Source organism: Flavobacterium anhuiense, assembly GCF_004151235.1.
GTDB lineage: Bacteria > Bacteroidota > Bacteroidia > Flavobacteriales > Flavobacteriaceae > Flavobacterium > Flavobacterium anhuiense_A.
In genome coordinates this window covers 131,975-145,552 of record NZ_JUIV01000008.1, presented here as the reverse complement: position 1 = coordinate 145,552, position 13,578 = coordinate 131,975, and the positions used below count along the sequence as shown (strand labels likewise).

At 33.8% G+C, this 13,578-nt stretch carries 9 protein-coding genes; 3 read left to right on the top strand and 6 right to left on the bottom strand.

Features of this window, described 5'->3' with window-relative positions; all coding sequences use genetic code 11:
• Positions 1 to 32 precede the first annotated feature (32 nt).
• Together NU08_RS12080 and NU08_RS12075 are read left to right on the top strand one after the other, a co-directional pair.
• The gene (locus NU08_RS12080; protein ID WP_129747338.1) at positions 33 to 1,343 is read left to right on the top strand and encodes an APC family permease; all 1,311 of its coding nucleotides are present in this window, start codon (positions 33 to 35) and stop codon (positions 1,341 to 1,343) included.
• A 64-nt stretch (positions 1,344 to 1,407) separates the two neighbouring features.
• Positions 1,408 to 2,034, top strand: a complete 627-nt coding sequence (locus NU08_RS12075; protein ID WP_129747337.1) for a hypothetical protein — start codon at positions 1,408 to 1,410, stop codon at positions 2,032 to 2,034.
• Positions 2,035 to 2,084: 50 nt separating this feature from the next.
• Here NU08_RS12075 and NU08_RS12070 read toward each other — a convergent pair whose 3' ends face one another.
• Positions 2,085 to 4,718 (bottom strand): valine--tRNA ligase, encoded by a 2,634-nt coding sequence (locus tag NU08_RS12070; protein WP_129747336.1) that lies wholly within the window; start codon positions 4,716 to 4,718, stop codon positions 2,085 to 2,087.
• A 288-nt stretch (positions 4,719 to 5,006) separates the two neighbouring features.
• Here NU08_RS12070 and NU08_RS12065 point away from each other — a divergent pair, with 288 nt between their 5' ends.
• Positions 5,007 to 5,387, top strand: a complete 381-nt coding sequence (locus NU08_RS12065) for a DUF1573 domain-containing protein (protein ID WP_129747335.1) — start codon at positions 5,007 to 5,009, stop codon at positions 5,385 to 5,387.
• A gap of 342 nt (positions 5,388 to 5,729) precedes the next feature.
• On the opposite strand, the gene NU08_RS12060 is transcribed toward NU08_RS12065, so the two are convergent.
• The 5 genes from NU08_RS12060 to NU08_RS12040 form a co-directional block, all read right to left on the bottom strand.
• Positions 5,730 to 6,212 (bottom strand): hypothetical protein, encoded by a 483-nt coding sequence (locus NU08_RS12060; protein WP_165352451.1) that lies wholly within the window; start codon positions 6,210 to 6,212, stop codon positions 5,730 to 5,732.
• A gap of 66 nt (positions 6,213 to 6,278) precedes the next feature.
• Entirely contained in the window at positions 6,279 to 8,408 is a 2,130-nt protein-coding gene (locus NU08_RS12055; RefSeq protein WP_129747333.1) for an OmpA family protein, read from the bottom strand.
• Positions 8,409 to 8,418: 10 nt separating this feature from the next.
• The gene (locus NU08_RS12050) at positions 8,419 to 9,345 is read right to left on the bottom strand and encodes a type IX secretion system membrane protein PorP/SprF (protein ID WP_129747332.1); all 927 of its coding nucleotides are present in this window, start codon (positions 9,343 to 9,345) and stop codon (positions 8,419 to 8,421) included.
• A 32-nt stretch (positions 9,346 to 9,377) separates the two neighbouring features.
• Positions 9,378 to 12,011, bottom strand: a complete 2,634-nt coding sequence (locus tag NU08_RS12045; protein WP_129747331.1) for a gliding motility-associated C-terminal domain-containing protein — start codon at positions 12,009 to 12,011, stop codon at positions 9,378 to 9,380.
• 150 nt (positions 12,012 to 12,161) lie between these two features.
• The gene (locus NU08_RS12040) at positions 12,162 to 13,487 is read right to left on the bottom strand and encodes a PDZ domain-containing protein (RefSeq protein WP_129747330.1); all 1,326 of its coding nucleotides are present in this window, start codon (positions 13,485 to 13,487) and stop codon (positions 12,162 to 12,164) included.
• Positions 13,488 to 13,578: the final 91 nt, after the last annotated feature.

Sequence of the window (13,578 nt, the reverse complement as noted above, 5' to 3'; positions counted from 1 at the left end):
GCGTGCAATAGTATTCCCTAAAAAAATCAAAAATGTCAGATTCTCCAAAAAATCAATTGCAAAAAACTTTAGGTCTCAGCTTTAATATTGCTGTTTTAATTGGAGGAACAATTGGAGTTGGCATTTTACGCACGCCAGGAACTATTGCCGAAATGCTAAATAACTATTGGCTAATTCTTGCTTCTTGGCTATTTGGAGGTTTTTATGTTTTATTGGGAGCCAATTCGTATTCAGAACTGGCTACAATGCTGCCAAAAGCTGGCGGATCTTACAATTACATTAAAAGAGCTTTAGGCGAATACGCTGGGTTTCTTTCTGGCTGGTACGATTATATTGTAAATGCCATTCCTCCTGCTTTTTATTGCATTGTAATTAGTGAATACACTATCATTCTATTTCCACAATTGGCCAATTATGCAACAGTAATGTCCATTTCTTTATTAATAGCATTTGTATTGCTGCATTTAAGTGGTGTAAAAAACGGAAGCTTGATTCAACAGATTACCAGTTTATTAAAAGTGATTTGTTTTGTGGCTTTGGTTGTGGCTTGTTTTATGTATTCTGGAGTTGAAGTTCCGTCAATTAAAACCGATAATTCTATTTTTCAAATCGGACTAATTTTTGGATTTTTCAAATCATTGCAACTAATTATCGGGACTTACAATGGCTGGAATGCTGTTTGTTTTTTTGCTGAAGAAAATGAAAATCCAAACAAAAATATTCCGAAATCTTTATACAGCGGAGTTTTACTTGTTGTAGCCATTTATATTTTGGTAAATGCCGCATTTTTTCATGTACTGCCAATCGAAACACTAGCAAAATCTAATCTTGCCGCTGCTGATGTTGCTAAAATTCTTTTTGGCGAAAGCGGAGCTAAAATCGTAACGGTAATTTCGATTTTCTCTTTAATCAGTATTTTGAATGCCTTTATGATGATTCCTCCAAGAATTTTGTACGGATTAAGCCGTGACGGATTTTTTATCGAAAAAGGAACTCAAGTCAATAAAGGCGGAACACCAATTGTAGCGCTTTTGGTTTCATCATTTTTTAGCTTGTTTTTAATCTGCATTGGTTCTTTTGAAGTTTTGTTTTCATTCGCCGCTTTTATCTCCATAATCGTTTGGGGATTGGCGTATTATTCCCTTTTAAAACTAAGAACTACCGAACCAGACTTACCGAGACCTTATCATTCTTTTTGGTATCCGTGGACCACAATAATAGCCATAATATTTTCTATTGCTTTACTTGCTGGATTTATTTACAGTGATCCTAAAAGTTTTATTATCATTGTTGGTATTGCGATTGTTTCTTATCCTTTGTTTTTGGTTTTGAAGAAGAAATAAAGTAATACAAAACTTACTTTTGTTTTGTTTTTTAATAAAATGCACTATTTTTGCATTTAACAATATGAAACATGAATTACAACTTATCATTTCAGGAAAGAGCAAAGTTAAGCATGGAACAATTATCCAAGCAGCAGCCAGTTACCTTAGAAGAAGCCAAAGCTCAAGTACAATGGCTAAAGAATTCAAGCGTTTCAAAAAACAAGAAAAAGAGACCTTAGAAAGATTTATAGAATTAAATAGTCTTTGGATTCTAGATATTAATCTTGAAGATTACCTTTCTGAAGGAGCAGAGCAAAAAGTCTATTTGAAAGACGGAAAGCATGTAATCAAGCTTAATGATTCTATTTATTACAATTCTTGGATAGATTACTTCAATAATTTATTATTAAATAACTTCTTTTTCCCAGATACAGCATACAGTTTATTAGGCTTTTTCAAAAATGATGATGTTATATATGCAGTTGTCGAACAGCCTTTTGTTAAAGCAACTGAACCAACAGATCTGGAAGTCGTAAAAAAGTTTATGCTTGTAAACGGTTTTCTAAATACCAAAAACAACGATTATTATAATCCTGACTTAGGAATTATTCTTGAAGATCTTCACGACGAAAATGTATTGACAGAAAATGGCATACTCCAATTTATAGACACCGTTTTCTACATAAAAGATAATTTTTACGAAATATAAAAAAACGACAGGTTTCGAAGCCTGTCGTTTTTTTATAAACTAATTGATTCTTATTTCAAACCAGCCAAACTCTGCTCGATTGTAGCAATTTTTGCTAAAGCATCAGCTTGTTTTTGTTTTTCTAAATTAAGTACTTTCTCCGGAGCTCCGTTAACGAATTTCTCATTTGAAAGTTTCGCTTCAACCGATTTCAAGAATCCTTTTGTATAATTCAATTCTTCTGTCAGTTTTGCAATTTCTGCTTCAACGTCAATATTTCCAGTAATCGGAATGAAATATTCATTAGATTTTACACGGAAAGACAAAGCGCCGTCTACTTTTTCAGAAACATATTCGAAAGCAGAAACGTTTCCTAATTTCGTAATAATTGAATCAAAATAAGTAGAAACATTTTCACTGTTGATTCCTTTTAATTCGATTGCATCTTTAAACGGAATATTTTTGTCTTTTCTGATGGTTCTAATTCCCGAAATTACTTCAATAGAATTTTCGAAATCAGCAATTAATTTTGCATCAAACGGTTTTACTTCTGGCCAAGTCGAAACAATTAAAGCTTCTTCTGGTGTTCTTTCAGTAATTAACTGCCAAATTTCTTCAGTTAAGAAAGGCATGAACGGATGCAACAACTTCAAATTGTTTTCTAGCATTTCGATCGCTTTCGCGAAAGTTACGCTATCAATTGGCTGTTGGTAAGCTGGTTTAATCATTTCTAAGAACCAAGAACAGAAGTCATCCCAAACCAATTTATAGATTGCCATAAGAGAATCTGAAATTCTGTATTTCTCGAAATTATCTTCAATGTCAACTAAAGTCTGCTGCAATTTCGCTTCGTACCACTCGATTGCTACTTTTGATGATTCTGGCTGTGCGATAGTTTCAGAAACTTCCCAACCTTTAATCAGTTTGAAAGCATTCCAGATTTTGTTTGAGAACGCTTTTCCTTGAAGGCATAATTCTTCGTCAAACATAATATCGTTTCCTGCAGAAGCACTTAAAAGCAATCCTACACGAACACCATCGGCACCAAATTTCTCGATCAAGTCTAAAGGATCAGGAGAGTTTCCTAATGATTTAGACATTTTACGACGTTGTTTATCACGAACTAAACCAGTTAAGTACACATTTGTAAATGGTTTTTCGTCTGCATATTCGTAACCTGCAATAATCATTCTTGCCACCCAGAAAAATAAAATATCCGGACCTGTAACCAAATCATTCGTTGGATAGTAGTATTTAAAATCTGGACTTTCTGGATCCATAATTCCTCCAAAAACAGACATTGGCCATAACCAAGATGAGAACCATGTATCTAACGCATCAACATCTTGTTTAAGGTTGTCGGTTGTTAGTTGTTGGTTGTTAGTTCTTTCTTTTGCTAAAACTAGCGCCTCTTCGATACTTTCAGCTACTACGAAATCTTCTTTTCCGTCTCCGTAATAGTACGCCGGAATTTGTTGTCCCCACCATAATTGACGAGAAATATTCCAATCGCGAATGTTGTTTAACCAATGCGCATAAGTGTTTTCGAAACGTTTTGGATGCAATTTAATGTCTCCGGTTTCTAAAACCGATTTAATTGCTGGTTTTACCAATTCTTCCATTTTCAAGAACCATTGATCAGATAATCTTGGCTCGATTACCGCTTTTGTTCTTTCAGAAGTTCCTACTTTATTTAAGTGAGTTTCTGTTTTAGCTAAAGCGCCAATTTCTTGAAGTTCTTTTTCAATTTCCTTACGAACTACAAAACGGTCTTTTCCTTGATAGTGCAATCCGAAGCTGTTTAATGTAGCGTCTTCGTTAAAAATATCAACGATTTCAAGGTTGTGTTTTTCACCCAACGTTTTGTCGTTCATATCGTGCGCAGGTGTTACTTTCAAACATCCTGTTCCGAATTCAATGTCAACATATTCGTCCTCGATAATTGGAATAACTCTTCCGCAAATTGGAACGATTGCTTTTTTACCTTTTAAATGTGTAAAACGCTCATCGTTCGGATTGATACAGATGGCAGTATCTCCAAAAATAGTTTCTGGACGCGTTGTAGCAATGGTCAAGAAATCTTCTGAACCTTCAATTTTATATTTTAAGAAAAATAATTTTCCTTGTTGTTCTTCATAAATTACCTCTTCGTCAGAAAGAGTGGTTTTTGCTTCTGGATCCCAATTCACCATACGGTATCCTCTGTAGATTAAACCTTTGTTGTATAAATCTACAAACGATTTAATTACAGATGCAGACATATCTGGATCCATTGTAAATTTAGTACGTTCCCAATCGCATGAAGCACCTAATTTCTTAAGTTGCTCCAAGATTGTTCCTCCGTATTTATCTGTCCATTCCCAAGCATGTTTTAGGAATTCTTCGCGAGTTAAATCATTTTTATTGATTCCTTCTGCTTTTAATTTTGCAACCACTTTCGCTTCAGTAGCAATAGAAGCGTGATCTGTTCCAGGTACCCAACAAGCGTTGAAACCTTTAAGACGTGCTCTACGAATTAAAACATCCTGAATCGTATTATTCAACATATGTCCCATGTGAAGGACTCCAGTGACGTTTGGCGGCGGGATTACAATGGTGTACGGTGTTCTATGATCTGGTTCTGAATGAAAATAGTTGTTTTTCATCCAGTAATCATACCATTTACTCTCAATCGTCTTAGCGTCAAATTGTGCTGGAATTGTCATTTACTAGGGTTGTTTAATCGTTAATTTGTTTAACCGTTTAATCGGTTTTGATCATCGAGTTCAAATTGATTTATTTTCTTATTTTCTGTTTAAAAAAATCATTTACAAATCAATCTCAACGATCAAAACAAATAAACGATTAAACAGTTAAACAAAAAAATGGTTCAATTTTTGTATTTATAACTGACAGCAAAAGTAAATAATTAAGTAGACTATAAAAAGAGAAATAATAATTTGTGTGTTAATTAAAAGAATGTATATTTACTTACAATTAAAAAAAGATTTCATATGAAAAATGCAGCCTCTTTTATTGCAGTCTTATTGTTTAGTGCAATAAGTTATGCGCAAAACGGCCCAAAAATTGAATTTGCAGCCCCTGATAATACAATTGATTATGGAAAAATTTCTAAAAGTGACAATGGGCTTCGTTCCTTTGAATTTACAAACACTGGAGATGCTCCTTTATTAATTACAGGTGCAGAATCTACAGTAAGTTCTATCATCGTAACAAAACCAGCGGCAGCAATTCAGCCGGGCAAAAAAGGAAAAATCGATGTAAAATATAATATGGTCGCAGGACCTATCCGTAAAACTATTACTGTTGAAACAAACGCAGTAAACTATCCTGACGGAAGAGTAGCTCTTAAAATTAAGGGTGAAGTCCAATAAGAATTTAAAATCTAAAAATAACAAAAATAGCTGTCTCAAATGGACGGCTATTTTTTTTTAAAAGCTTCAGAGAAGCAAAATATTTATAGTAAAAGAATAAATGATTACAACATAAAGCTCCAGAGGAGCGTCATATATTAAGTCTACAGAAAAAATATGTCGCTCCTCTGGAGCTTAATCCATTTTTGATATTACCAATTCTATAAACATTTCACCCCGCTGGGGTTTTTACAGATCAAAAAAAATGTTATAAATATTTCTGTTCAATAAAAAAACTGTCCTTTTGAGACAGCTTCGTTTTATTTTTGTAGAGAAACATCTTGCCTCTCAAATCTTTCTTCTTTATTTAGCAGCGCATTCAGCGGCATCAAATTTGTACTTTACGCTTTCAAAATCAATTGGTTTATCTTTTACTAAATAAGTAACTCCCATTGTTGTCTGCATCGTTCCGTTTCCTAAAATAAGCTGATTATTGCGTTTTAAAAGCGCCATCGGATTCTTGAATGTTTTGTCTCCGTTTACGTTGTCCTTAAAAGTATAATCTACAAACAGCGTATCTCCATGAAACTCTCCTGCAACTTCACCCGTTCTAACAGTTGAAGGCGCCACTCTCATAACCATATCTCCAGATAATTTTCCGTTCTTTAAAGTGTTCAATTTTAAATCTATTGTATCCTTTTCATAAATTGCTTTGTAGCATGCAGTGCTTACTACTGTTTCTCCTTCAGCTTTTGCAGCTTCGGCAGCTTTTTGTTTTTCTTCATTTTTACAGCTTTGCAATCCAATAACGGATAAAAGCAAACAAGACAAGGCTAGATTTCTCATAATATTTTTCATTTTGTTGATATCACTATAAAATTAAAGAAAAAAGATTCTCTTCATAGTATAATTTTATAAATTTTTAATTACAAATTCAGATCTTCTATTCAATTCATGCTCTTCTTCTGAGCACGATTCGTCTGTTTTGCATTTTATAATTGGAACCGATTCTCCGTAGCCTTTTGCTGAAACTCTTTTGACTTCAATTCCAGATTGTATGATAAACTCTCTAGTTGAGTTGGCCCTTTTTTGAGATAAATCGGCATTGTATTTTTCATTTCCTCTTGAATCTGTATGCGATCCAATTTCGATTACCATTTCAGGATATTTTTTCATTAATTCAACCACTCTGCCTAAAATCACTTTGGATTCTTTTCTAATGTACCACAAATCATAATCAAAGTAAATCGGGTCTGTTTTAATGATTAAACGGTCTTTGTCTTTGACAACATCTTTTTCTTTAGCTAAAATCTCTTTTACTTTTTCATTCTTTTTAATTTCGGCCGCAACTATAGCCGCGTCTTTGGCTTTTTTCTCTTTTTCTTTTAATTCAAGCGCAGCCAAAGCTTCTTTTTTCTTATTTTCTTCTTCAATAATAATTTCCTGTTTTCTCTTATTTTCAGCAATTTGTTTTTCTTCTTTTTTGATGGCTTCTAAAGATCTCAAGGCCAAAGAAGCATCGTTAACTTTATCTCTAGTTTTATCTAAGGTCAATATTTTAGAAGCATTGGTATAGTTTTCTTTAAAAGCGCTAATCTTATACGAAGTCTCACAGGCAACCGTAAAACTGAATTTTCCGTCAGCCGAAGTTGTGATTGTATTTAAGGTTTTATTTTCTGAATCTTGCAATAATACCGTTGCGTTTTCTAGAACTAATTGCGTATCTACATCTGTAATTGTTCCAGCAATAAACTGTTTGCAATCTTCAACAATCAAATCTTTTATTTCTTTGAATTGATAAATATCGTCGCTTCCCTTTCCTCCTTCTCTATTCGACGCGAAAAATCCTTCTTTGGTATTCGAATCAACGTTGAACGCAAAATCATCTAAATTAGAGTTTAATGGAAGTCCAACATTTACTGGTTTTGAATAGTCATTTCCATTTATTTCAGAAACAAAAACATCTAATGATCCGTAACCTAAATGTCCATCTGATGAAAAATATAATTTATTGTCTGTGGAGGCAAAAGGAAACTGTTCTCTCTTATTGGTATTAATTTGCGGCCCTAAATTCTTCGGAGTATCAAATGCTCCTTTATTTATGTTTACCGAATAAATATCAAATGATCCCAAAGAACCCGGCATGTCTGAAGCAAAATACAATACTTTTTCATCGGCACTCAAAGCGGGATGCTCAACAGAATAATTTGGACTGTTGAATGGAAGCGCCGTAACGTTTGTCCATTTTCCTTCTACCAATTCTGCTTTAAAAATCTGAAGATTAGAGATTTTTTTGTCGTCTTTTTTCTTCTTTCCGTTTTTAGAATTATTTCTCGTAAAATACATGGTTTTGCCATCTTTTGTAAAAACAGCATTCGATTCATGCATTCCAGTTTTCAGTTCTTTCGCAAAATAATGAATGATAGAATCTGCCGAATTGATGTTCTTTAAAGGAATTGAAACCAAATTTAAATAGGTTTCGTTATCCCATTTAAACTTTTTATCAAATAAACCCGGCTTTAGTTTCACTCCTGCAAAAACTAGATTCTCTTTGTATTTAACCGCTCCGAATTCAGAATTTGGCGTATTTATAGCAAGGTTTTTAATTTCAAAACGCTTACCGATTGCAGTAACATTTTCTAAAGTTTTAAGTTCTTTTTCAAAATTGGCAAGATCTTCTGGATTAGAAGACTTAGCATAATATTCTTTTAAATTGGCATTTGCATCATCGATACTATTTGTTGCTTTTAAAGTCTGTGCATATCTAAAATAGTATTCTCTGTCTAAATTATTGCTGTAATTGCCAATTAGAAAACGATAATAACGCTGGGCTTTAACCAAATCATTGGTATAGAAATAAGAATCGGCCAAGTTTTTAATGACTTCTTGCGAAGGCCTTTCGTCAGCTAATTTTTGGTATAAAATAATGGCTTCGCTGTAATACGTTTTATCAAAAAAACGTTTTGCTCTAATCAATTCCTGATCCTGTGCATTTATAAACTGTATTGAAAATACGAATATAATAACGAGTAGTTTTTTCATATTTTTCATTTTAGAAGAATCTTGGTGATTTATCGAATCCTTTCCCTAACAAATCCAAATCGAACAATAGCATAATTTCATGTGTTCCTGAATTAAACTGGCCGAAATTTGTGAGCGTATAATCATAGGCATAACCCACTCTCAGCGTTGGCGTAACATTGATATTGAATAAAGCGCTAACTGAATCATCAATTCTGTAAGCAGCTCCAAATTCAAACTTTTCATTATACAAAACATTCGCAGTGACGTCTAAAGTAATTGGTGCTCCTTTTACAAATTTTGACATAAATGCTGGTTTCAACTTCACCTTATCGCTAACCTGAAAAACATAACCGGCCGTCAAAAAAGTGTGTATTTCTTCAGAACCAAAAGCGTTAATTCCTGATTTTTCTTCAATGTATTTTGATTTCAGCAAATTAGGCGCAGATAATCCAACATAGAGATTGTCTCTAAAATAGTAAGCTCCAACTCCAATATTAGGTTTGGTTGCATTTATATTTTCTGCAAAAGCTAAATCCGTCTGCGGATCTGTAAAACGAAATCCGTAAAAATTGGTTTGCATGGATGAAAATCCCGCTTTTAAGCCCAGCGACAATTTATTTTTTCCGCCTAATTTTAAAACATATGCAAAATCGGCGTAAACATTATTTTCTTTTTTGGCACCATCTCCAATATCATCTGAAATAAAGGAAATACCAGCTTCTATTTTATCATTAATCGCCGTATGTCCAAAAAACGTAAATGTTTTTGGAGCCCCATAAGCGCCCACCCATTGCGTTCTGTACAATCCACCAAAATTCATCATGGCAGGAACACCTGTCGCATAAGCAGGATTGACTACGCTCATATTGTACATATAATGCGTGTATTCTGGATCTTGCTGTGCAGAGACCGATAAATAGAAGAAGAAATTTATAAGGAGTATTATTTTTTTCATTTGAAAACTGTATTAAAATGTAAAAAGAGGTTTTATCGATTTAAATAAAGACGGCCTTGTTTTGGCGGTTTATTGTCTTTATTGAAATGCAATACATAAAAATAAACTCCGTTGGGCGCGACACCTCCTGCGATACCGCTTTTTTCATAATTTTTACCATCCCAAGCCGGTTTACTATTATCTCCTTTATACATTCCGTTTCCGTATCTATTATAAATTTCAAGTGTATAATTCGGGTATAAAAACTCAATATCTTTTATCACAAACGAATCGTTTACACCATCTCCGTTTGGCGAAAATCCGTCTGGAATAAAAAACTCGTATTGAGCCACCTCGCAGTCTTGCAAAGAGACTTTTACTTCTCTGTAACTTTCAGACAAGCATCTCGTTACTTCATTTAAATCATATCCGTAATAAGTTGCATTATGGACTAATAATGTGGTTGACGGCAGTAAATTTCCATCTACCGCATCATACCAAGCAACGGTAGTGGGAACATTGGTTTTACTGGAAAGGTCACTTATTTTCGGATTTGCCAATCCGCAGAAGTCTGGCGTTTCTGTCATTTCAGGAGCTGGCGTATCGTTTATAATTACCGAAATTTTGGCTGGTTCTGAAGTACAGCCCGCTGCTGAAGTTTCTCTAACGAAATAATCTTCTGTTTTTAAAACATAATCAACTGCTAACGGTGTTGTTGCTGTTGCCGAATTATACCATTTATATTGCGCCCCTTTTGGCTCTAAGTTGACTATTACTGCTTCATCAACTTTACAAAACTGCTGATTTGCAACAATTGGCGCTGGCGGAATTGGATTTATTACAAAATCGTCTGTAATGTTGATTAAATCTACATCACAATTTGTCACTGTATTGGTTAAATTCAGTAATGTGATTTTTGTGGCGCCTGTATTCAAAAGCAGTTCGGCAGGAATAATAAAATCTAATTTTCCATTTGTGACTGCTTTTGTAATAGTTTGCACGGATGAAGAATTGCTTTCAGACAATGCATAAGAAATACTGGCATTCGTTAAGCTTCCTAAACCAGAAACTGCAACAGTAACAGGCGCATTCAAACAGAAATCATTAACTTTTGCCACCACAGTTACTGCATTTGGAAGCGGATTTATATTTAAATTCCCTGCTACATTTGCCGTATTGCTGCATTGAGGAGAAGGATTTGTAATATCAGTGATGCTATAAATACTAATTACCGATAATCCGCTTCTTGTATTCAAATTTCCTGGAACTATAAAAGAAGCCTTTCCTCCAACAGACTGCATTTCTGCTATTTCGCCAAGAGCCAGATTATCTCCATTTACGTTATAAGAAATACGGTAATTTCCATCGAGCAATTGAGGCGCTGTGACTTGAATTGTAGCATCATCATTTTGACAAATAGGAAGCGCCGATAATGTAGCATTAGTCAAACGCGGTAATGGATAAATAGTCAAAATAGTTGAAAACGGACTAAAGATATTTACACATTTTCCTTTACTTGATGTTGACAATATACGCGTAACCGTTATGGTATATTGGCCCACTTGTTTAAAATAAGACGAGCGAATTGGAAAGTTAAATTCTCCATTTGCAAAATTTCCTCTTACAGTTTCAGATCCAGACGCTCCCGGTCCGACAACACTAAAACTAACGTCGTATACTCCATTAGGTATAGAATCTGGTCCTTGCGTAATTTTAGCCGAATACGTTGCTGTGGCAATTTCAGATTCGCAGATATCTTTACTAACCACGATTTTAGATCCTGTAAAATCAAGTCTTTTTTCGAGCAATATTTTTACAGTAGCATTATCATCAGGACATATAAAGTTATTAGGAACAGCTAAAACAGTATACGTATAAGAATATTCCCCTGGCCCATTTGCATCAAATAATTCTTGAAGATTAATATTATGATCCGTTGCCGATGTTATTCCGATACCTGTCCACGTTCCATCTGGGTCTTCACCAGTAAGCCTATCATTTAAATTCAAATCGGTATATGCTGCCAAATCGGTAGTACCGCACAATTCTAAATGTTGTGCTTCTCCTGCTTCTGGAGCTATATAAACTGTTACCTGTACATTGGTCGACTTTTCGTCAGGAGAACATTCAAGCACAGCTGGCACAGTATAAATGAAATTAAGTGTCGTTTTGACCTTGTATTGCTCAATATTTATAGTAGATTCCACAGGTATACCTGCGGCGGTTGTAAATGTTCCATTTACATGAGGTCCCATTACTTTACTATCAAAAGCTGTAAAAAGATTAAAAGTTCGATATTTATTACAAACTGTCGCTTCCGAACCAACCCCCACATAGGCACCTATCGTAATCGTAACGACAGCCTTATTATCTGTACATCCTGAAGTCGCTGGAGCAGTATAAGTATAATAATACGTTCCACCGCCAAGAATAAGTTGCGCGTTCAAAACACCATTAGCAGCATCTAAACCTTGCTTGCTGCTTCCTGTCCATGTTCCGCCAGGAACTGGAGAACCTCCTAATAAAGAAAATAAATTTACCGATTGATAAATTGGATTAGAGACGTCACAAATTAATTCATTCGTATTATCATCACCAGCACATTGTGCAGTTAGTTTTGAAGAAATGAGGGTAAAAAAAATAAAAAACAATACAAAATAGTGGTAGCTAATGTAGTTTTTTGCCATAGATTAATTTTTTTATTAAACATAAGAAAATATTTAACAAAAAACACATTTTTTAGTAAACTTATTTTCACAAAAAGAATACATTTATGCAATACAACATGTTAAAACATGGTTTTACAATAAATCGAAAAAACTGTAATTCATTTTTTTTTACAATTCATCTTCTAGTTTAAATCTAAATTTTAAGACTACACTATTTCTTTCTACTTCAAGATTTATCCAAACGTCATCTTCAGATTTTAAAAGGTTATTGATCTGCTGAAGGCTATATTTATATGGTTGTGTATTATTAATACTTACAACAATATCTCCTTTGCGTAATCCACATTTTTCTGCTGCAGAATTCTTACGCACGTTTACAATTTCATAAACAGGTTTTAGAGCAAATTTATATTTAAAATTATTATTGTTCTTATCTTTTTCCTGCAATTCATCCATTGAAGAAGCAACTCGTACCGTTTCTAGATGCACCGTTTCCTGCACCCACTGAAGTCCATTGTGCTGAATCGTAATTCCGCTTTTATTGTATGTAAAGGGTTCTCCATATTTACTATTTTTTTTTAGGTATAACTTTTTTCCTTTATAATCCAAAACTAAAGTAAATCGTTTTAAAACTTCACCTCCTACAGATCCGATACGTCCTGGAACCATCTTAACATTACGAATTGAGGCAGAATCAGGAAAAGACACAATTGGTTTTTTAAAATCAAATTCATCAATCGAGAATTTATCAATTTTGGCGCGATGCCCTTCAATATCTCCACTAAAGCCTTTTCCTAAAAAGTCTGGAAAATTTTTGTTTGGAAGCTTAATTTTATTGTTTTCAAAAATCCAAAAAGCATCACTATTTCCAATATCAATTAAAAGCTTTGCCGGAATTTCTTCGTTATTCACAGTTGCTGTTGTCATGATATAAGGCTTTGCCTTTTCTACCGTTATCGGAACCATTCTAAACTGTCTGTTTAGTTTTTCCTCATATTTATCACTTTTAGCGTGAACTATTATTTTCTTTTTCTGATAATTAACTTCAACATAATTATTTCGAAAGAATTTATGGCCGATAATTCCGTTGACAGGAATTCCAATATGAGAAGACAAATTGAAGCTTTGATCTAAAATAATAAAGACCATGTGGTCGCTAGATTTGAGGCCATGCGTTTCCAGAATATTTTTTGTCGATTTCAGGCCTTCTATTTCTTCCTCGCTTCCTAAACCACGAAGTTTGATTTTCTCCACATTGTTAAAACTAACTTCTTGTTTTTCTTCCATACTAAACAGAATCGTTTCTTCGACACCAGAATCTAGGAGGAAATTTAATTCAACTCCATTAACTTTTATAGGAATAAAAACAAGGTTATTTATCAATTTAAAAGGTATTGTGGCCTTTGTTGCATTGTTTTCCAATAAAAAATCGCCTTGTCCAAAAAGCAAAAAAGGTAAGAATAACCCAAAAAACAATACTATATATTTTTTCATTGACAATATTTTATTATAAAATTAGTAAATATATTTATTATTGTTACATTTTTGCAAGTCCCCGTATTGTTTACGTTAAATTGGAAAAAAA